Origin of the sequence: Nocardia abscessus NBRC 100374 (assembly GCF_000308455.1) — a bacterium.
Taxonomy (GTDB): Bacteria; Actinomycetota; Actinomycetes; order Mycobacteriales; family Mycobacteriaceae; genus Nocardia; species Nocardia abscessus.
On the sequence record NZ_BAFP01000142.1, the window covers coordinates 19,033 to 39,236 of the forward strand.

At 67.7% G+C, this 20,204-nt stretch carries 20 protein-coding genes and 1 tRNA gene; 10 read left to right on the forward strand and 11 right to left on the reverse strand.

Annotated features, from left to right (window positions below; all coding sequences use genetic code 11):
* Positions 1–85 precede the first annotated feature (85 nt).
* Positions 86–838: a phosphatase PAP2 family protein gene (locus ON19_RS29255; protein ID WP_051169409.1), complete on the forward strand. Its 753-nt coding sequence runs from the start codon at positions 86–88 to the stop codon at positions 836–838.
* Between the two features lie 67 nt (positions 839–905).
* Positions 906–1,901, forward strand: coding sequence for an aldo/keto reductase (locus ON19_RS29260; RefSeq protein WP_227954511.1), 996 nt, complete (start codon positions 906–908; stop codon positions 1,899–1,901).
* Positions 1,902–2,015: 114 nt separating this feature from the next.
* Here the strand turns inward: ON19_RS29260 and ON19_RS29265 are convergent, their stop codons facing one another.
* Together ON19_RS29265 and ON19_RS29275 are read right to left on the reverse strand one after the other, a co-directional pair.
* Positions 2,016–2,705: a hypothetical protein gene (locus ON19_RS29265; RefSeq protein ID WP_157229883.1), complete on the reverse strand. Its 690-nt coding sequence runs from the start codon at positions 2,703–2,705 to the stop codon at positions 2,016–2,018.
* Positions 2,706–2,845: 140 nt separating this feature from the next.
* Entirely contained in the window at positions 2,846–3,145 is a 300-nt protein-coding gene (locus ON19_RS29275; RefSeq protein ID WP_043699882.1) for a hypothetical protein, read from the reverse strand.
* Positions 3,146–4,131: 986 nt separating this feature from the next.
* Between ON19_RS29275 and ON19_RS29290 the strand changes: the two genes are divergently transcribed.
* The 3 genes from ON19_RS29290 to ON19_RS29300 all read left to right on the forward strand — a co-directional run bounded on the left by ON19_RS29290 (position 4,132) and on the right by ON19_RS29300 (position 5,399).
* Positions 4,132–5,028, forward strand: coding sequence for a helix-turn-helix domain-containing protein (locus tag ON19_RS29290; protein ID WP_043699890.1), 897 nt, complete (start codon positions 4,132–4,134; stop codon positions 5,026–5,028).
* Positions 5,018–5,224, forward strand: a complete 207-nt coding sequence (locus ON19_RS29295; RefSeq protein ID WP_043699893.1) for a DUF397 domain-containing protein — start codon at positions 5,018–5,020, stop codon at positions 5,222–5,224. The genes ON19_RS29290 and ON19_RS29295 overlap by 11 nt, the downstream gene beginning before the upstream one ends.
* Before the next feature lie 101 nt (positions 5,225–5,325).
* Positions 5,326–5,399 (forward strand) — tRNA-Gly (locus ON19_RS29300).
* 117 nt (positions 5,400–5,516) lie between these two features.
* On the opposite strand, the gene ON19_RS29305 is transcribed toward ON19_RS29300, so the two are convergent.
* The 6 genes from ON19_RS29305 to ON19_RS29330 all read right to left on the reverse strand — a co-directional run bounded on the left by ON19_RS29305 (position 5,517) and on the right by ON19_RS29330 (position 11,796).
* Positions 5,517–6,626, reverse strand: coding sequence for a methyltransferase (locus ON19_RS29305; protein ID WP_043699896.1), 1,110 nt, complete (start codon positions 6,624–6,626; stop codon positions 5,517–5,519).
* A gap of 288 nt (positions 6,627–6,914) precedes the next feature.
* Positions 6,915–7,430 carry a flavin reductase family protein gene (locus ON19_RS29310; protein WP_043699899.1) on the reverse strand — a complete coding sequence of 172 codons (516 nt, stop codon included), beginning with the start codon at positions 7,428–7,430 and terminating at the stop codon, positions 6,915–6,917.
* A complete protein-coding gene (locus ON19_RS29315; RefSeq protein ID WP_043699901.1) occupies positions 7,423–7,938 on the reverse strand; it encodes an NADPH-dependent FMN reductase in 516 nt (171 codons plus the stop codon). The genes ON19_RS29310 and ON19_RS29315 overlap by 8 nt, the downstream gene beginning before the upstream one ends.
* Before the next feature lie 11 nt (positions 7,939–7,949).
* Positions 7,950–9,167, reverse strand: a complete 1,218-nt coding sequence (locus tag ON19_RS29320; RefSeq protein ID WP_043699904.1) for an SfnB family sulfur acquisition oxidoreductase — start codon at positions 9,165–9,167, stop codon at positions 7,950–7,952.
* Complete coding sequence (sfnG, locus tag ON19_RS29325) at positions 9,167–10,282, reverse strand: dimethylsulfone monooxygenase SfnG (RefSeq protein WP_043699906.1); 1,116 nt, start codon at positions 10,280–10,282, stop codon at positions 9,167–9,169. The genes ON19_RS29320 and sfnG overlap by 1 nt, the downstream gene beginning before the upstream one ends.
* 128 nt (positions 10,283–10,410) lie before the next feature.
* Positions 10,411–11,796 carry a styrene monooxygenase/indole monooxygenase family protein gene (locus ON19_RS29330; protein WP_043699908.1) on the reverse strand — a complete coding sequence of 462 codons (1,386 nt, stop codon included), beginning with the start codon at positions 11,794–11,796 and terminating at the stop codon, positions 10,411–10,413.
* Positions 11,797–11,894: 98 nt separating this feature from the next.
* Here ON19_RS29330 and ON19_RS29335 point away from each other — a divergent pair, with 98 nt between their 5' ends.
* A complete protein-coding gene (locus ON19_RS29335) occupies positions 11,895–12,377 on the forward strand; it encodes a free L-methionine (R)-S-oxide reductase MsrC (RefSeq protein ID WP_043699911.1) in 483 nt (160 codons plus the stop codon).
* A gap of 63 nt (positions 12,378–12,440) precedes the next feature.
* On the opposite strand, the gene ON19_RS29340 is transcribed toward ON19_RS29335, so the two are convergent.
* The 3 genes from ON19_RS29340 to ON19_RS39255 form a co-directional block, all read right to left on the reverse strand.
* Positions 12,441–13,874: an LLM class flavin-dependent oxidoreductase gene (locus tag ON19_RS29340; RefSeq protein WP_043699990.1), complete on the reverse strand. Its 1,434-nt coding sequence runs from the start codon at positions 13,872–13,874 to the stop codon at positions 12,441–12,443.
* Positions 13,871–15,094 carry an acyl-CoA dehydrogenase family protein gene (locus ON19_RS29345; protein WP_043699993.1) on the reverse strand — a complete coding sequence of 408 codons (1,224 nt, stop codon included), beginning with the start codon at positions 15,092–15,094 and terminating at the stop codon, positions 13,871–13,873. The genes ON19_RS29340 and ON19_RS29345 overlap by 4 nt, the downstream gene beginning before the upstream one ends.
* Positions 15,095–15,193: 99 nt before the next feature.
* The gene (locus tag ON19_RS39255) at positions 15,194–15,667 is read right to left on the reverse strand and encodes a MarR family winged helix-turn-helix transcriptional regulator (protein ID WP_051169410.1); all 474 of its coding nucleotides are present in this window, start codon (positions 15,665–15,667) and stop codon (positions 15,194–15,196) included.
* Positions 15,668–16,196: 529 nt separating this feature from the next.
* On the opposite strand from ON19_RS39255, the gene dpgA reads away from it, so the two are divergent.
* Genes dpgA through dpgD form a run of 4 tightly spaced genes read left to right on the forward strand, consistent with a single transcriptional unit; the run spans position 16,197 to position 20,191 of the window.
* Positions 16,197–17,339 carry a 3,5-dihydroxyphenylacetyl-CoA synthase DpgA gene (dpgA, locus tag ON19_RS29355; RefSeq protein ID WP_043699914.1) on the forward strand — a complete coding sequence of 381 codons (1,143 nt, stop codon included), beginning with the start codon at positions 16,197–16,199 and terminating at the stop codon, positions 17,337–17,339.
* A 31-nt stretch (positions 17,340–17,370) separates the two neighbouring features.
* Positions 17,371–18,075: an enoyl-CoA-hydratase DpgB gene (gene dpgB / locus ON19_RS29360; RefSeq protein ID WP_051169411.1), complete on the forward strand. Its 705-nt coding sequence runs from the start codon at positions 17,371–17,373 to the stop codon at positions 18,073–18,075.
* Entirely contained in the window at positions 18,072–19,385 is a 1,314-nt protein-coding gene (dpgC, locus tag ON19_RS29365) for a (3,5-dihydroxyphenyl)acetyl-CoA 1,2-dioxygenase DpgC (protein WP_051169412.1), read from the forward strand. Before dpgB ends, dpgC begins: the two co-directional genes overlap by 4 nt.
* Positions 19,382–20,191: an enoyl-CoA-hydratase DpgD gene (gene dpgD, locus ON19_RS29370; protein WP_218006490.1), complete on the forward strand. Its 810-nt coding sequence runs from the start codon at positions 19,382–19,384 to the stop codon at positions 20,189–20,191. Before dpgC ends, dpgD begins: the two co-directional genes overlap by 4 nt.
* Positions 20,192–20,204: the final 13 nt, after the last annotated feature.

Here is a 20,204-nt window from a genome sequence, read left to right on the forward strand (position 1 = left end):
CGCACCGGTTCGGGCCAGGGTCACCTCGCGCGGATGGGAAGCGGCTCGGGTTAACACGCGGCGTCCGACATGGGAACGTGGAGGGGTGACCTCCTCTCGCTTCCGGAACGTCATCGGGGTGCTCACCGCGTTGCTGGTGGTGTGCGCCGCAGCCCTCACGGCAGGCGTGGTCGGGGACGGCGGCCCCGGCGGGATCGATCGCGACATCACCACTTGGGCCATCGCCCAGCGCAACGACGTGCTCACCCCGATCGCGGTGGTGGTCAGCTTGCTCGGCGGCACGCTCGCCATGACGGCCTTGGCCACCGCGACCTGCCTCGTGCTGTCCTGGCGGCGGCGCTGGTCGGCCGCGGCGCTCGTCGCACTCACCGGGCTCGGCGGCGGACTGCTGGTCCGCGGCGGCAAGCGGCTGACCGACCGAGACCGCCCGCCCGTCGAGGACCACCTGATCAGCGTCTCCAACCAGGCCTATCCGTCCGGACACGGTATGGGCTCGTTCGTCGTGGTCGGCATCGTCCTGGTGGTCGCGCTCCCCAGCCTGCACGGCCCACTCCTGCGCGCCTGGGCGGCGACCGCCGCCGCGGTATTCGTCGCCGCGGTCGGCCTGTCCCGCGTCTACCTCGGCGTCCACTGGACCACCGACATCCTCGGCGGCTGGTGCTTCGGCGCGCTCTGGCTCATCCTCTGCCTGACCGTGTACCGCTATTTCGTGCCCGCGGACAAGGCGGTGAACGACCACGACCAGCCAGATTTCACCGACGAGGGCAGACAGGCCGCGAGACAGGACCCGTCCGCGCCGGGCGACATCGGTACTTCCTCCGACTACCGGCGGGCATAACTATCGGCGTCGATACCAGCCCTGCCACGGCCTGCCTACGGCCTCGAATGCGATGCAGACTGCTCGCATGATGCGATACCGACTGTTCGGCCGAACCGGTCTGCGTGTGTCCGAACTCGTGCTCGGCACCATGGCGATCAGCGACGTCGATGAATACCGGCGGATTCTGAACGTCTTCTCCGATGCCGGAGGCAACTTCGTCGACACCGCCTCGGCTTACGGCGCGAGCGAGGAAATGCTCGGCACAGTGCTCGATCGCCGCGACCGCTTCGTCATCGGCACCAAGTACACGCTCAGCCGCGACGCGAGCGACCCGAATGCCTCGGGCAACCACCGCAAGAACCTGATCCGATCGCTCGAACAGAGTCTGCGACGGCTGCGCACCGACTACATCGACGTGTACTGGGTGCACGTATGGGACCGGCACACTCCGATCGAGGAGACGGTACGCGCGCTCGATGAGGTTGTGCGCACGGGCAAGGTGCTCTACATCGGCATCTCCGATGCCCCCGCATGGGTTGTGGCCCAGGCCAACACACTTGCCCATTGTCGGAACCAGACACCGTTCGCCGGTTTGCAGGTGCCCTACAACCTGCTGCAACGCGATGTCGAACGCGAACTGCTACCGATGGCCGAAGCGTTCGGGATGAGCGTGACCACCTGGGCACCACTGGCTCGCGGAATCCTCGCCGGCGCGACAGGACGACGCGCCGACCCCGCCCGGTACACCGATCGGGAACGCGCCGCCGCCGCGGCAGTCGACACCGTCGCAGCCGAACTCGGCGTGCCCCCAGCGCACGTGGCGATCGCCTGGGCCAGGCGTCGGTCGCCCACCGTCCTGCCGCTGGTCGGCGTCAGCACCGCGGACCAGCTCACACAAAATCTCGGCGCCGTCGACCTCGCGCTACCGGACGAGGCGGCGGACGCACTCGAGGCGGCCGTCCCGTTCGAACTCGGTTTCCCCGGCGACTTCATCTCCGAATGCGACCGGTCGCCCCATGTCTACGGCGACACCGTGTTGCGCGTCGACAACCACCACCGGCCCAGCGGAATTCTGGGCTGACCGCCGGGCATCCCGATCCGTCCGCGGGTAGTCGACGGTCGGCGCGCCACCTGCTCACCCCGGCATACGGCTCGGGCTGTCCGCCGCGTCCCTATTTGCTGCGGACGACTTCGATCACCCGGAACCCAGGTCTGCCCGCGCCTGCTCAGCGATATCGTTGATGCTGGTTTCCTTCGAGTACTTGTCGATCGCCGCGAGGCCCACAGCCGCGACCCGGCGCCATTCGTCGTCGTCGGTGATTACGCCCGGCCGTTGGTCGAGGTGGTTCTTGACGACCATCAGGGAGGAGTCGGCGGGTTCGAACATCAGTGCGCTCAGCTCGCGGTCCCGGCGGGCGAGGGTGGGGCCCATCTCGCTGCCCACGATCCGCACGGCGGCTTCGGCACGCATATGCGCTCGCAGTGGTTCCTGAAGATCGCTCAGCTCCGAGGCGATGGTGGCGTGGTTGGGCGGGTGGGCCTCCAACGCAGCACGAATCCGACCCAGTTGGGCGGCGAAGTCCATAAAAGACGCGACATAAGCGACATACACTTCGCGGCGATCCTTCCGCACCGCTTGCGCGGCCGTTAACCGCTCCTGCCGGTTCATCTCCGTGCTGCTCACATGGGTGGATGCCCACGCCGATACCCCAGCCGATATCACCGCCGCAGCCACTGCGGTGACCAGCGCATATCGCCCGTTCCGTGTCGCGATTCGCAGACTGCGCTGGAGTTCCGCCAAGTCGAACGAGGACGCCGGCGCCGAAGGTCCGGCCGGCCCGGCGGCCTTTTGAAGCCTCTTCGGCGTAGAGGTCTCGTCATCCATGAGCTCAAATTACGTCGCACGAGGTCTTCGAAGCGGTAGACGCGCAGATAGCCGAGGAAGCGCCGCGATGCCGAGGAGGCAGGCTCGTGAGCGGTCGACGCCGAGGGTGGTGACCGGATGCTCGGTCAGAACGCGGCCCCTCACCGACGAGGACCGGCTCGTTGCGTCTCGGCTTTTTCCTCCAGGAAACGCGCGATTCCAGCCTTCGCGATCTCTTTCGCGCGCCCGATGTCGTCGGTTGTCTCGGAATACGAGCGGATCAGCCAACCTGCGTCGTCGCCCAGCGTGACCCGCAACGTGCCATCGGCTCGGATGACCCGGATGACGGCACGTCCGCCGTCGAATGGCTTGGTCAACCAGTGGTCCATGGCGGGGCCGCTCAGCTCCCAACTGTCGGTGGCGTCGGCCCCGCGAATCCGGGACCACCCGGAATGCTCCATGTCAGCCCGCCATCGCGGTCGACGGATGCGAAGTGCGGGGATGCTCGCCGCTCGCCCTCGGCGGAGCGGGCGCGCCCACTGCTCCCTGCGGACGCTCGGCGACGGTCGCACCGGACGACCACGGACGCAGGCACCGTACGCAGCAGGAATCCGAGGCTTTCCGGGTGATCGGGCGAACCAGCAGCCTCGTCCCGCCGAAGTAGCACGCCATTGTCCAAACGGCGGCGGCGACCGCCGCGACAGTCGTGGCCATCACTGATCAGTCCCGGTCGAGTGGTCATCGGGCATGGATGTTCGGGGCCGCCGCCTGCCGTGTACCTGATCAGCCCAAGCGCGCACGGCAGCGATCACCACCTGCCCCGAGGGGCGAAATGGGTTGCGCGGAGGAACTATCCAGTGACGGATCGACCCAGCTGACGCCGTGGGCGATGGAAGCGCGATGCTCGCTCCGGTCCGTGCGACGTTGACATCCAGACGGAACATCTCGGCGAACAACTTCACATCGCCCAGGTCGATGTCGGGGCGAATCAGGAAGGTCCACCTACCCGACCGTGGGTGCCCCACTATCGGCCCGCCCCCGCTCCCGCGACTCTGCAAGTGAGCCTTCACCGCCTGACCGAGCCGCGTCGGCATCGCGACTCCCCACACGCTGCCCGCGCGAAGAATGATCCGGCCCAACTCGGGTGGATCGATGACGACGGGTAGATCGCAGGTCCGCCGGTAGTACTGACAACGGGACAGTGGGGTGTCCCCGAACGCTCCTTCGTCCATCAGTAGACCTCTGCTCACGTCGATAACGGTGGGTGCGCCGAACGCCGGGATGTGCGCTAGCAACGCCATACCCGCAGGCCACACGGGTCTAGGAGACCACCGAACGATGCGTTCTGGAAGCTTCCTGAACGAATATCAGGAGGTATATGTACCAACTTCAAGTTTGGAGGCAGAATTCAATCCAGAATCCATAGTGAAAGTTAGGAGTGTGAACGATGTCCGCTGAAGCAGGTGCGGGCTCGACCATCCCGCGCCGCCTGCTCGCTCGACAGCTTCGAGCGCTCCGCGACCAGGCACGTATCAGTTCCGAGGCGGCGCGGAACGAGATCGGCGTCTCACAGCAGACCTTCTGGCGCATGGAGACCGGGCAACCCGTAAAGATCAACCGGCTGTTCATCGAGCACCTGTGCAAGATCTACGGGGCTGACGAGAAGACCAAGGCGGCCTTGCTGGCGCTGCGCGATGAAGCTCAGAACAAGAGTTGGTGGCATGCCTACAGTGATGCGATCCCGAAGGACTTCGACTTGTTCGTCGGGCTGGAACAGGACGCTTCGAGTCTTGTGGGATACCAACCCACGCTTCTGCCCGGCCTGCTACAGACCACCGAGTACCGCCAGGCGCTCATTTGGGTGGAACGACCGAACATAAGCACAGCGGACGTAAACCTCCGGCTGGAACTCGCTTCGAGGCGACAGGGCCGCGTCACTTCGACGATCGCCCCGCTCGACTTGGACGTGATCGTGAATGAGGCCGCACTCAGGCATGCCATTGGCGGTGCGGCAGTGATGACCCCCCAACTGCATCACCTGGCAGAGGTCGGCAGTCGTCCCAACGTCTCCGTACGCATCGTTCCGATCGATGCACGAACGCATCCGGGCCTCTTCGTCGGTGCGTTCACAATCCTCGAGTTTCCCCCGCACAAAACGACCCATCTGACCGAGCCGCCGGTGGTGTACGTTGAGGGCTACACAGGGGACCTCTACCTGGAGAAAGGCGAAGAGGTCGCACAGTATCGCAAGGCGTTCAGCGACATTGAACGCTCGGCGTTGAGCAGAGAGCAAAGTCGCAATCTGTTCCTCGAGATTGCAGAGGAGTACTCCCGTGGACGTTGACCTATCCGGCGCTCACTGGTTCAAGAGTCGGCGCAGCGGACCGTCCAAGGATTGCGTGGAGGTCGCGTTCCTCGAAGGGGGCCACGTCGGCATGCGCGACTCCAAGAACCCCTCCAGCCCGGCGCTCGTATTCACTCCCAGCGAGTGGGACGCCTTCACCGCGGGCGTCGCGGCGGGAGAATTCGACCGGCACTAGCCGCCCGAACTGCCCATCCATCCTGGTCACCAGCATCTAGCTGGACTTTTCCCACCCCGCGCGCGGCTCTGCTACAGTCTCGGTTGGCACATCTGCCTCTCGCCGATGTAGTTCAATGGTAGAACTTCTGCTTCCCAAGCAGACAGCGCGGGTTCGATTCCCGTCATCGGCTCCACGAGAAAGGCCCTGGACCGGCACCCGCCGATCCAGGGCCTTTTCGCTACCCGGCCCCTCGTCACGAGTGGCACATGGCGGAGGCGAATCGCGAGAAGACCTCTCCGTCATGTGCCACTCAACGAGGTACCAGGCGGTAGAGGGAGGTTGTTTCCGCGGCGCGGGCGGTGGCGAAGGGGGAGTTCGGGTCGGTGGCTCGGGTGTGGGTGGGGCGGGTGTCGAGTCGGGCGGTGATGTGGAGGCCGGCGGTGGTGATGCGGGCGAGTAGTTCGCTTCGGGTGCGCAGGCCGAGGTGTTCGGGGAGGTCGGAGAGGATCAGCCAGCCTTCGCCGCCGGGGCGCAGGTGGGCGCGCAGGCCGGAGAGGTAGTCGTGCAGCATGGACGAGTTCTCGTCGTAGACACCGCTTTCCAGGGCTGAGGTCGGCGTGCCGGGGAGCCAGGGTGGGTTGCAGACTACGAGGTCGGCCTCGCCGTCCGGGAAGAGAGCCGGGCCGTGCACGTCTACGGACGACAGGCCCAGTCGATCGAGATTGGCGCGGGCGCAAGCCAGTGCGCGAAGGCTGTTGTCCGTGGCGGTGATTCGACTGTAACCGCGGCGGGCCAGGAGGGCGGCGAGTACACCGGTGCCGGTGCCGAGGTCGAAGGCGATGTCGGCCCGTGCGGGTAGTGGCGCGGCGGCGACGAGGTCGACGTACTCGCCGCGGACCGGGGAGAACACGCCGTAGTGCGCATGAATGCGGTCGTCGAGGGCGGGCACGTACACGCCCTTCTCCCGCCACTGCGCCGCACCTAACACACCGAGCAGCCCGGTTAGCGGGATCACCGTGCTCCCCTGCGGCGCGCCATACGCCTCGGTGCACGCTCGCCGCACGTCAGGAGCGCGACGCAAGGCCAGCGAGTGGTCGTCCTCGAGCAGCACGAGCAGCTTGCCGAGCACTTGCGCCCGACGACGCCGCGACGCGCGATAGCGCCGGAACGCTTCGGCCGGGTCGTCGTCCAGCGGAGCCTGCCGCTCTACCCGACGCCCCATCGCACGTAATAGCTGCCGTGCATTGTGGAAGTCACCGCGCCAGAGCAGGCCGGTCCCTGCACGCGCCGACCGGCAAGCCGTGTCGGCGGTCGTCGCGTCGTTCACCACCACGATCGAATCAGGCGCCGACGCGCCGTTTTCGGAATGCCAGCGGGCGGTTCGCAAGGTGTGGTCTTCGGTCCAGGAAACGGTGGACACCGCGTACTCCTCGTGATCGAACGTGCATGGGCACGACGAGCACTTCGCCGCGGAATCGCGAAAACCTGTGCGGTTATCGCACAGGGTCAGTCAAGTTGTCTGCCTACGCCCGCGTCGAAGTGCGCGGGAAGTCACCGAGGACCATGCCGAGCGTCATGACCGGACCTTTCCGTGAGAGACCCTCCGAGTCTCCCACAGCCCTGATCGACGCCGAATTCCGGTCCACGGCGATGACCGGTGCACGGCCGTATGGATCGCGGCCTCGAAACCGTGAACGCGTCCGCTACCTCAAGCCGCCCCGTTGGCCGGTTCGGCGTGCAACCGGCGGAAGCGGCTGCCCTGGAACACCAGGGGGTCGACGTCGGCGCGGGTGGCGATGCGGTGTATGCGCAGGATGACGACGGCGTGGTCGCCCGCCGGGACATGGGCTTCCTGGACGCCTTCGATCCAGGCGGACGCGCCGTCGATGAACACGGCGTCGCCCGAGCCGCGGTGCAGCTGGATATCGCGGAAACGGTCGCCGTCGCGGGTGCCGAGGGAGCGGGCGGCGGCCTGCTGGTCGGTGCCGAGCAGGCTCAGGCCGAGGTGGCTCGCTGCGGCGAGCTTCGGCCACGTGGCCGAGGAGTTCTGCACGCAGAACGAGACCAGGGGCGGGTCGAGCGAGACGGGAACGAACGTGCTCACCGCCAGACCGTGCGGGGTTCCGTCGATTTCGGCGCATACCGCGACCACACCGCTGGGGAAATTCGCGAACGCGCGACGCAGACCGGCTCCGTCGGCGGGAAATTCGAACAGGTCATGCATGATTCGCAGCTTTCGAGCTGTGGGCCAGTGCCTGGGCGACCGAACGCCACCGACCACTGTACCGGTCGATGACGCCGTCCTCGGCGAATGTGCGATCGGACAGGTAGAGCCCGGGCAGCGCGGCGGTGGCCCCGATTTCGACGAGCACGGGCTTCAGCAACAGGTCGGGCGCCAGTGCATGAGCCGGTCCGGCGCCGAGCATCACCGGCGCCGCGAGCACGCCCTCGAGTCCCGTTCCGCCTTCGAACTGTTCGAGGAACAGCTTCAGCAAACCGGTGTAGGTCGCCTTGAAGGTGGGGCTGGCGAAGACCACGAGTTCCGACCCGGCCACGGTGCGCACCGCCTCTGCCACGACCGGGTCACCCCAGCTGAGCAGCCCCGGACCGAACTCGACCAAGTCGATCACGGTGGGCTCCACCTCCGGCCGCAGCCCCCGCGCGACCAGCGTGGCCGCGGTCAGGGTCCGCGAGGCCGGTTTCGGATTTCCGACGACGACAGTGACCGTCATTTCGTCTCCTTTCAGATCACACCGTGCAGCGGCGGCGCGGCGTCGTGCAGCAGGGCCCGGCCGATGTGCTGGTATTTCCAGCGCACCGGGTCGTGCAGGGTGTGCGTACGCGCGTTGCGCCAGAAGTGGTGCAGGTTCAGATCCGCGGCGGCGCTGCGCGTTCCGCCGACCTCGAACAGCGCGGCGGACACGTCGTTGGCGGCGCGGTCGGCCAGCACTTTGGCGGTCGCCACGGCCAGCGACGCCTGGGCGGCGCCGTCGACGCTCGGATCGGTCCTGGTGGCCGCGTCCACCGCCCATCCGGCCGACGAGAGGGTCGCCTCCGCGGCGGTGACCGCGACCGACAACTCACCGAAACGCTGGATCAGCAGCGGGTCGTCCACCGCGTTCGCCACCCCGGCCTCGAACCACGGACGACTTTTCGTGCGCACGAACTCCGTGGCCGCGCTGAGGGCGCCGCGGGCGATGCCGGTGTCGATGGCGGCGTGCAGCAGCTGCGCGAACGCGCCGTAACCGGTCGGCGCGCGCACCGCGCCGGAGCGGGGAATCACCTGGTCGCGGTCGACCAGGACCTCCTCGAAGAACACCGTTCCGCTGCCGGTGGTGCGCTGCCCGAGCCCGTTCCAGTCGTCCACCACGCGCACGCCGGGCGTGTTCGCGGGCAGGTAGGCGATGTACTCGCCGGGCTCGAGGCCACTGTGGCCCTCCGGATCGTCCAGCCGGGTCAGCACCGCGAACAGGTCGGCGAACAGCGATCCGGTGCAGTAGTACTTCACGCCGTCCACGCAGAATCGCTCGCCGACCGGTCGCAACGTGGTGGAGATGTCGGCGACGGTCGCGCCGCCGCGCTCGGACTGCGCGTTGGCGATGCGCCCACCGTCGACCACCCGCCCGAAGTAGCGCCTGCGCTGCCGCTCCGTACCCGCGAGCCGGAGCAGGTTCACATAGACGAAGTGACTGTGCGGAATCTGCGCGATGTTGGGGTCGGCCGTGGCGAGGATTCGCGTCACTTCCGCGACCGCGCTCGGCGGCAGATCCGCGCCACCGTAGGCCGCGGGCACGGTGATCGCGAGCAGACCGCCGGCCGCCAGCCGATCGACCTCCGCGTACGGCAGCGCGCGATCCCGGTCGCGCTGCGCGGCCCCCGGCGCGAATTCCGCCGCGAGCCGCTGCGCGACCGCGAACGCCTGTGCCGCCGAGAGGATGCGATCGGCGGCGACCGCGGTCATCAGTTCACCGCCGCGACAGGCCGCTGCGCGGCTTCCAGCTCACGCACCAGCGGGAGCACCTTCGCGCCGAAATACTCGATCTCCTCCTGGAAGTGCAGGAAGCCGCCGAGGATCAGGTCGACGCCGAGCTGCTTGTAGGCGACGATCCGCTCGGCCACCTGCTCCGGCGTGCCGATCAGCTGGGTGCGGAAACCGTCGTTGTACTGCACCAGGTCTTCGAACGTGGAGTCGGCCCACATACCCTTGCGGTCCTTGGTGGACGGGCCGGCCTGCTGCACCGCGTCGCGGAAGCCCTCGACCGCGGGCTTGTTCGCCTTTTCGATGATCTCCCGCAGGGTGTCGCGGGCTTCGGCCTCGGTGTCGCGGACGATGATGAAGCCGTTGAGCCCGAATCTCACTTCGCGGTCGTGGGCGCGGGCGACGGCGCGCAGGTCGTCGAGCTGCTCGGTGACGCCGTCGAAGTCCTTGCCGTTGGAGAAGTACCAGTCGGCGTAGCGCCCGCCGTTGCGCCGTGCGGCGGTCGAGTTACCGCCTTGGAAGAGTTCGGGATTCGGGCGCTCGGGGGTGTTCAGCGGCTTCGGCTTCAGGGTGAAGTCCCTGATGCGGTAGAAGTCGCCGCCGTAGTCGACGTTGTCCTCGGTCCAGATCTTGCGGATCACCTCGAGGAATTCCGCGCTGCGCCGGTAGCGCTCGTCGTGCTCGAGCCACGGCTCCCCGAGCGCGGTGAATTCACCGGCGAACCAGCCGGAGACGACGTTGATGGCGAACCGGCCGCCCGACAGGTGATCGGCGGTGGCGCCGAACTTGGCCAGCACGGCCGGATGCCACAGTCCGGGATGCACGGCCGCGATGACCTTCAGCCGTTCGGTGGCGCCGAGCAGCGCGAGACTGAACGAGGTCGATTCGTGCTGGTACTCCGCGCCGTAGGAGGCGGTGTAGCGCACCTGGGAGAGCGCGTAGTCGAAGCCGTTGTTCTCCGCGGTCTGCGCGAGCTTCTTGTTGTACTCGAAATCCCAGCTCGTGCGCTGTTCGATTTCGCTGGTGACCAGTCCCCCGCTGACGTTGGGCACCCAGTAGGCGAACCGGATCTGCTCGGCGATCTGCTCCGTGGTCATAGCTGCTCCATGGTTTTCGGGGGGTAGCCGTCGGATCGGAGGCCGGACGCCGCGAATGCGTCCGGCGCTCCTTCCACTCCAGCACCGGCCCCCGGTCGGGACGAGGTTTTGAATCTGTGCGATTCGGATCAGGCGTCGGCGAGGGCAGGCGAGTAGCTCGACCTGCTGAACGTGCCCGCGGGCGCGAACCGGCCGAGCAGCGCGGCGGCGTCCTCACCGGTGACCCGGGTGATGAACTCGGCTGCCGCTTCCGGCGAATCCACCGGCAGGAACGGCTGCGGGCGATGCAGCAGGCCCACCAGCGCCGAGGCGAACGCCGGTTCCACGGCCGCCGCGGCGAAGAAGGCGTTGCCGATCTCGCCCAGCTCGGGATCGCTGAGGAACAGCCTGGTCACCTTGTTGGCCGCGTCGCCGCGCGCGGCCAGGAACGCCGTGTACTGGCGTGCGATCCACGCCTCGTCGAACGGTCCGTCGTGCACGGCGGCCGCCGCGACCAGCCGCTGAGCCTGGATCAAGCCGCTCTGCGCGCCCTGGCCCGCGATCGGGTCGTAGGCGATGGCGGTGTCACCGAGCGCGGCCACCACGTGCCCGCTCGCGGTGCGCCCGACACCGGACCGCACGACCGGACGCACCGCCCCCTTCAACCACGAGTGCGGGTCCTCGGGGATGGTTTTCGTGGCCAGCACCTCCGGCAGATCCCAGTCGATGTAGTCGCGGTAGAGGTCCTGCACGATCCGGTGCGCCGATTCGGCGGAATCCGCGGCGGCGAAACGCTTCTCCCAGTCGCTGCCGGGACGCGCCCAACCGAGGAACGCCCAGCTCGGCCCCGCGTCCTTGTGCAGGTACGGTCCCCACCACCCTTCGCCCTGATCGGCGAGGATGGAGAAGCCACTGTGCGCACCGCCCGCGACGCTGCGATGGGCGAAAACGTTCTCGTCGTGGCCGATTCCGGTCACGGTGACGGTGAGCAGCGAGCGCTGCGGCGCGTCGTACGGGGTGCGCTGCGCGTCGACGAGGAACAGGTCCGACAGACCACCGCGACCGGTCGCGACCAAGGTGAGGTCGTTGGCGGCGGCGATGCCGTCGAGCGTCTCCGGAGTCACCTGCTCGACCACGAACCGGCCGCCGCGCTCCAGGAACGCGGTGAGCCGCTCGTCGGCCTTGAGCCGGGTGTCCACCGCGACGCCGGCGAATCCGTCGAAATGACCGTCGAACTGGATTAATTCGGCGCGGTCAGGACCCGCGATGCGCACGCTCAGGCCGCTGTGCCGGGGCGCACGCGCGGTGTAGCTGTCCAATCCGAGGGCGGCCTCGGCCTGCTGGGTCTCACCGAATTCGAGCGCGGTGCCGGTGGCGGGCACGTCGTCACGCAAGGCGCGCTGATCGCGCTCGCTGTAGAGGGTGACGTCGAAACCGGCGTCGAGAAGTCCTAGCGCCGCAGTGACGCCGGTCTGTCCGGCGCCGATAACCGCGGCCGAACGAGTGGAACGGGATACGGAATGCTGCGATGTCATGCAGGGATGATGCGATGGCCGCATGGTGCGCGCAGAGTGTTGCGATCACCGAGAATCAATGGGCAGACAGCGAATTCCCAGCGCGTACCATTCGGGCCATGTCGTTTGTTGTCGCCGATCTGACCGGAGACCGCACCGAGCAGTACCGACAGCTCGCCGCGCAGGCGCAGGCGCTGGTCACGGGTGAAACCGATCGTATCGCCAACGCCGCCAATCTCTCCGCGTTGGTCTTCCACGCGTTATCCGATGTGAATTGGGTGGGTTTCTATTTCTACGACGGATGGGAACTGGTGGTCGGCCCCTTCCAGGGCAAGCCGGCGTGTGTGCGCATAGCGCTCGGAAAAGGCGTGTGCGGTACCGCCGCGCAAACCGGGGAAACTCAGCTCGTGCCGGATGTCCACGCGTTCGACGGCCATATCGCCTGTGATGCCGACACGCGTTCGGAAATCGTCGTGCCGCTGGTTCGCGACGGTGCGCTCGTCGGGGTCTTCGACCTCGACAGTCCACGCCCCGGTCGCTTCGATGACGTCGATCGCGCGGGTCTGGAAGCGGTCGCCGAGGTATTCCTCGCCGCGAGCTGATCGTTCGCCGCGCTGGAAACCGGACGGCGTCGGCGAAGAGGGCTCCGACGCCGTCCGACGATGTTACGAGTGCACCTCGGCCGTCGCTCCAGGCCGCGCCACCGCCTCCGGCAAGGCGGTCGATCCCGAACCGCCCAACCGATAGCTCGCGCCGCGATGCTCCGGAGGCAACCGGTCACCCGCGCCGAACAGTGCGTTGCGCAGCGTGCCGGGCGCGTACTCCTCGGCGTACGCGCCTCGGGCGGTCAACACCGGAACGACGTGCCGGACGATGTCCTCGAACGTTCCCGGCGTGATCGCGTACGCCACGTTGAAACCGTCCAGATCGGTTTCGGCGGCCCACTCCTGGAGCAGGTCGGCCACCGTCTCGCCGGAGCCGACGAACACCGGGCCCATGCCGCCGATGCCTGCCCACTTACCGATATCGTGGACCGTCCACTCCCTGCCGTCGTCGTCGAATTCCTGGAACGCCGCCACCGCCGACTGGATCGCGTTGCTCTGCACCTGACCGATCGGGGCATCGAGGTCGTAGCGGGACAGATCGATGCCCATCCAGCCGGACATGAACACCAAGCCGCCCTCGACACTGGCGTAGGACAGGTACTCCTCGTGCTTGCGCCGCGCCGCCTCGTCGGTCGCGTCGGTGATGATCGTGGCGAGGGCATAGACGCGCGCCGCGTCACGGGCGCGGCCCGCCGCTTCGAGAGCATCCCTGATCCGGGAAACCGTCTGCGCCAGGACCCGTTTCGAGGGACCGGCGATGAAGATGGCCTCCGCGTTCTCGGCCGCGAACCGCACGCCGCGCGGCGACGCCCCCGCCTGGTAGATCACCGGCGTACGTTGCGGCGACGGCTCCGAGAGGTGGATGCCCGGCACGGTGTAGTGCGTGCCGCGATGACCGATGTGGTGCACCTTGGCCGGGTCCACGTAGACGCCCGCGGCCGCGTCGCGAACCACCGCGTCGTCCTCCCACGAGCCTTCCCACAGCTTGTACAGCACCTCGAGGTACTCGTCGGCCTGGTTGTAGCGCTCGTCGTGGTCCAGTTGGTCGCCCGCGCCGAAATTGCGCGCCGCAGAGGGCAGGTATCCGGTCACCACGTTCCAGCCGAGCCTGCCGTCGGTGAGATGGTCGAGCGTCGACAGCCGCCGCGCGAACGGGTACGGGTGCTCGAATCCGGTGCCGGTGGAAATGCCGAACCCGAGATGCTCGGTGACCGCGGCCATGGCGGAGACCAGCAGCAGCGGGTCGGCCACCGGGATCTGCGCGCCCTGGCGCAGGGCGGCGATGTCGTTGCCGCCGTAGACGTCATAGGTGCCGAGGACGTCGGCGATGAAGATGCCGTCGAAGCGGCCGCGTTCCAGCAGCTTCGCCAGCTCGGTCCAGTAGTCCAGCTCCTTGTAGCGGTGCGACTGGTCCTCCGGATGCCGCCACAGCCCAGGTGACTGATGGGCGACGCAGTTCATGTCGAAGGCGTTGAAGCGGATCCGGCGGGTCACTGCGCGGCCCCCGCCGCCGGTGTGCGCTCGCCCGCGCTCCACGCGAATGGCAGGTCGGCGCCGTTGAGCAGGTGATCGCCGATCGCACGCGCCTTCTGAATCGCCGGGTTGTGCACCGAGATGGTCCGGGCGTTGCGCCAGTGCCGATCCAACCGCAACTGTTCGGAGACCACCGAAGCGCCGCCCACTTCGAACAGCAGCGTCGTGGCGGGCAGCACCAGATCGATGACCGCGAGCTGGGCGCGAGCCGCGGCGAGCTCGGCCGCCACCAAGGCGCTCTCCTCCTGCGCGCCGCTCGTCAGCACCTCGTCGAGCACGTCGGCGACGGCGAGCACACTGGCTTCGGCGGCGAACGCGGCCGCCGACAGCCGCCCGATCACCTGCTGCACCAGCGGGTCGTGCCGGGGCAGATCGGCCGCGGAGTGGGTGTAGCCGCGGGTGCGCGCCGCGACCCAGTCCCGGACGTCGCGTTCGGCGCGCTTGGCGATGCCCGCGAGCACCGAGAGCTGGACCAGTTGCAGGTACGAGGTCGCGTAGGTGGGGCCGGGCGCGCCGTACCCGGGTCCGAGAATCCGATCCTCGGTTACCACCACGTCGGTGAATTCCGTGGTGCCGCTGGCCGTCAGCCGCTGCCCGAAGCCGTCCCAGTCGTCGTGCTGACGCACCCCCTCGGCGTTCGCGTCCACCAGCACCCCGACGCGCTCGCCGTCGCGGTCGGCCGCGGCCAGGATGTAGTCCGCGTACAGCGACCCCGTGCTGTAGTACTTCACGCCGTTGAGCAGCCACCGGCCGCCGTCCTCGGTCAGCGTGGTGCGGTAGCGGTCCACCGCGCCGACGCCCGGTTCGGTGATCGCGTTGCCCACCAGCGTGCCTTCGGACACCGCGCGCAGCCAGCGCTCCCGCTCCGGTCCCCGCTCCGCCGGCAACTGGTCCTCGACGAACGAGAAGTGCACGCGCAACGCCTGTGGCAGGTTCGACTCGGCCGCGGCGAGTTCGATGAGCAGCCGGAAAAGCTGCCGGACGGTGACGCCGTACCCACCGAACTCGACCGGAACGCGCAGCGCGCCGAACTTCGCCGCGCGCAGCAGGCCGACCTCGTCGTACGGCAGGGAGCGATCGATTTCCCGCGCTACGGCGCCCTGGGCGATCCGGTCGAAGATCGGGCCGAAGATCGCATCCAGTTCGGAGTCGGTAGTGGATTTCGCCTCGGTGGTCGTCATCAGCCCACGATCGCGCACCCCGGCCCGGGGCTCACGGGTTGCGCGCAGCGCGATCGAAATGAGGACCGCAGCTTCCGGTCGCGCTACCGGGCCGGTCGCTCAATGCTGTTCGGTTCGGCTCTCGGAGGCCGGTGCGAGCCCGGCGAGGTTCTGCAGCAGAGCGAGTGCGCCGGGGTGGTCGTCCGGGTCGAGAACCTCGAACAGGATGCGCTGGACCTCATCGGCTTTCGGGAGCAGCTGCGCGTACTCACGGCGTCCGGTGCGGGTGAGGGCGATCCGTCGTTCCCGCTTGTCGGCGGGGTTGACGGATCGCTTGATCAGATTCTTACGTTCCAGCGAAGCGGCCGCTTGCGCCATCGTAGAGGTGTCGGTCCGGACGCGGACGGATATCTCGCGCTGCGGCGAGGGCCCGTCGGTGTAGACGACATTGAGAATGGCGAACTGGATCGGCGTGATCGAGTCACCCACGGTGGCATGCCAGATGGAATTGTGCCGCTGGTAGAGCAGCCTGATCAGGTGTCCCGGCGTCGCCGCGAAGACGTGCGGCGCCGGTGCCGAGGTGAGTGACTCCATTCGCTGATTAGACCACGGCCACACCGCAAGGCGGTTTGGATCGGTCGTTTGACCAGTACGGCTTCCCGTCCACTGACGCTCGGCCAATAGTACGTTTACGGACTATCTGGACTCTACGTTGCGCGCTCGAAATCTGTTGTTGCACAGTATTTTTGATCGACTTAGCGACGTATCGCGGCCGACCCCCTAACGTTTTGGGGTTGCCACCCCTGATCGAGCAGGGGTACTGTTCGGAATCGATCGAACTGACGCTTCCAGGTCTGAACCGGAAGCCGAAAGCACCACATAGTCGCTGTGCGACTGTGCCGCATAGATCGATTCTCGGGGGGAATGAGGGGTGGCATACCAATTTATCCGACGTGCCCTGCTCGATGAATGCGTACCGCGCATTCACGGGTAATTACGGTCCGACTTACTGCCGTCGGCAGGCTCCGCCGATCCGAATGGACGAGCGGCGGAAAAGCATCGCATTTATCGGTCTTTCGCGCCCGCACAACCGCGCGCCTCCAAATCAGCACAGGAACTGAGCATGACGACCATGAGCACCACCCGGGTCGAAGCACTCGAGCCGAATCTACGCATCCACCCCCCGCAGGCAGCCACCACACCGAAGTTGCTCGGAGTGGCCACCGCCAACCCACCTGATCGCTACAGCCAGCGCGAACTCATCGATCTGCTGAAGATCACCGACCCCAAGATCCGTGGCGTCTTCCTCAACGGCGGTATCGAGCAACGACATCTGACCCTGCCTCCACGTGGCGACGACGGCGAATTCCGCGTCGAGACGCAAGCCGAACTCCTGGAGAAACACCGCAGCCAGGGCGTGCGCACCGGCGCCGACGCGATGCGCCGGTGCCTGCGCGACCTCGGCCGCGACCTGCACGACGTGCGCTACCTGGTGGCCGTCACCACCACCGGATTCCTGACCCCCGGATTCAGCGCGCTCCTGATCAACGAGGTGGGCCTGGATCCGGATACCGCCCGGCTGGACGTCGTCGGCATGGGCTGCAACGCCGGGCTCAACGGCCTTGCGGCCGTGGCGAACTGGGCCGCCGCCCATCCGGGCGAACTCGCGCTGCTCGTCTGCTCCGAGGCCTGCTCAGCGGCCTACGTTTTCGACGGAACGATGCGCACCGCCGTGGTGAACAGCCTTTTCGGCGACGGTGCGGCCGCGCTGGCAGTACAGGCGGGCGACGACCCCGGGTCCCCTGAGCGGTCGAGGTCGAGCCTCGCGCCCACGCTGTTGACCACCAGCAGCTACATGATCCGGCACGCGGTCGGCGCCATGCGCTACGACTGGGACGAGGAAGCGGGAAAGTTCAGCTTCTATCTAGACAAAGAAGTGCCCTACGAGGTCGGCGCGCACGCGGAGATCGTGATCGACAAGTTGTTGCGCGGTACGGGTCTGCGGCGCAAGGACATCGCGCACTGGACCGTGCACTCGGGTGGCAAGAAGGTCATCGACGCTGTCAAGATCAACCTGGGCCTGACCTCGTACGATCTGCGCCACACCACGGGGGTGATGCGCGATTTCGGCAACCTGTCCAGTGGCTCGTTCCTCTTCTCCTATCACCGGCTGCTCACCGAAGGCCGAGTCCGTCCCGGCGACTACGGCGTCCTCATGACGATGGGCCCGGGTTCGCAGATCGAAAGCGCTCTACTCCGCTTCTGACTCACATCGATCGAAAGACACAGGGGGAACGATGACTACATCCAACGGGTCCGGCACGAACGTCCTGGCCACGGTGATACCGGCCGGTCAACCGCTGTCTACCGAGCTGATCGACGCGGTGACGGCGATCGCCCTGCGCGCCGAAGACGCCCCACGCGACCGGCCACACGGTGTCGTCCTGTACATCTCCGGCCCGGAAGCGGGGCAGAGTTTCTCGTGGCCGGGCGCCGTGGATATCGGCACCGTCGGCAAGTGGGAAGCCGCCTTGCGACGGCTGGAACAGGCGCCGGCGCCGATCGTCGCCGCCATCGACGGAGACGCCTACGGTCCCGCGGCCGAACTGCTGCTCGTCGCCGACTACCGGATACTGCGTTCCGGGTCGGTTCTCGGATTCGCCACCTCCGACGGAGGCAGCTGGCCGGCAATGGCGCTGCATCGACTGGTCGCCCAGCACGGTGCGGGGCTCGCCAGGACACTCGCGATACAGGGCCGCAGCCTGTCGGCATCCCAAGCGTTGGAGCACGGCTTGGTGGACGCGGTGATCGACGACGACGCCGAAGCCGAAACCCGCGCGGTCCAAGCAGGTCTGGCCCTGTTCGAGGCGACCGTCGGGACGGAGATCGCCATCAGCAGGCGTCTGGTCCTGGACGCGGCGGTCACCCGATTCGAAGACGCGCTGGGCGCGCATCTGGCTGCCTCCGACCGAGCACTGCGGCGACTCGGGAGCGCGCTGTGACCACACTGCCGCAGTTCATCGGCGACCTCGAATACGACCGGGCCGCACTTCAGGCCGCCGCCGCCGAATGCGGGCGCGTCCTGGACGCACTCGCCCCCGTCGCGGACCGCGACGACGCCCAGGCCGCACGAGCCGCGCAAGCCCTCGACACTGTGCGAGCCCTCCGGCGGGCGTTCTTGCGCACGCATCTGTCCGCCGTGTACCTCGCCGCCACCCACAACCTGCGTGCTTCGCCACGGTTGGCCGAGCTCGCCGCCGCGGTCACTGCCGAGTTCCCCGGCCTGCTCCCCGAGCCCGGTCAGCTCGCCGCCGACGCCGCGGCGGCGCAGGCGCACAAGGAAGGCTGGGAGATCGACCAGGGGATCTTCTTCCACGCGGTGTTCTCCGACCCGATCGCGGGCAACCATTTGCTCGACGCGATGCGCAGGCCGACCAGTCGCGCACAGGCACTGCTGCCGGACTTCGAGCGCACCGGCCGGATCACGCTGCCCGCGGCGACGCTGACCCGCTCCGGCCACACCGCGACCATCACGATCACCAACACGCACTGCCTCAACGCCGAGGACAACCAGCACGTCGCCGACATGGAGACCGCGGTCGACCTGGTACTGCTCGACCAGCGGTCCGAGGTCGGCGTCGTACGCGGCGGCGAGATGACCCACCCGCGCTACCGCGGCAAACGGGTGTTCAGCGCGGGCATCAACCTCACCGAACTGCACCAGGGCAAGATCTCCTACGTCGAATTCCTGCTCGGCCGGGAGACCGGATACCTCGCCAAGATCCTGCGGGGCCTGTCCACGGTCGACGATTCCGGCGATTGGCCCCCGCGGCTGCACACGAAACCGTGGATCGCCGCGGTGGACACCTTCGCGATCGGCGGCGGGGCACAACTGCTGCTCGTCTTCGACCGCGTGATCGCCGCCGCCGACAGCTACTTCAGCCTCCCGGCGGCGCAGGAAGGAATCGTGCCCGGCGCGGGCAATCTCCGGCTCGGGCGTGGCTCGACGTACCGGCTGTCGCGCGATGTGATTCTGTGGGGCAGGCGGATCCACGCCACCGAACCCGACGCGCGATATGTCTTCGACAGCGTCGTCGAACCCGACGCGATGGACGTCGAAATCGACCGCGCTGCCGAGCGACTCGCCGCCGACGCGGTGGTCGCCAACAAACACATGCTCGTCACCGCCGAGGAACCGCAGGACACGTTCCGCGCCTATCTGGCCGAATTCGCCCTGCATCAGGCGCTGCGGCTGTACGGCGTGGACGTGCTGGCGAAGGTGGGCCGGTTCAGCGCGGGAGCGCGCCGGTGACCGCGCTGCCGGAGCCGGCAACGGTCGTCTACCGCAAGCATGGGCGCGTCGCCACCGTCGAACTCGATCGCCCGGAAGTATTGAACGCGATGAATTGGCGCATGCACGCCGAACTCGCGCAGGTATGGGACGACATCGAACGTGACGAGGAAATCTGGGTGGCCGTGCTCAGCGGCCGCGGCGGCCGCGCGTTCTCGGTCGGCCAGGATCTGAAGGAACTGTCCCAGCGCATCGCCCACGGCGACGGATACTCCACGTTCGGCAGCGCGGGCAAACCCGGGCACCCGCGGATCACCGATCGGTTCGGCTTCGCCAAGCCGCTGATCGCCAAAGTGGCCGGGTACGCGCTCGGCGGCGGTTTCGAGCTCGCTCTCGCCTGCGACATCGTGATCGCCGCCGACAACGCCGAGTTCGGGCTCACCGAAGCCAGACTCGGCTTGATCCCGGGTGCGGGAGGAGTCTTCCGGTTGCCGCGGCAGGCGCCCTATCGGATCGCGCTGGGCCATCTGCTCACCGGTCGCCGGATGACCGCGGCCCGCGCCGCCGAGCTCGGCCTCGTCAACGAAGTGGTTCCCGCCGGGGACCTCGACGCGTGCACCGATGCCTGGGTCGCCGACATCCTCGCCTGCGCGCCGCTGTCGGTACGGGCCATCAAGGAGGCCGCGGCCGCGGCCCTGACCATGCCACTGCCCGAGGCGTTCACCGCGCGATACCACTGGGAGACCCTGCGCGCCGGCTCCGCCGACGCCCGCGAAGGGCCACGCGCGTTCACCGAGAAACGACCACCGATCTGGACCGGCCGCTGAGCCGCGTCACGAC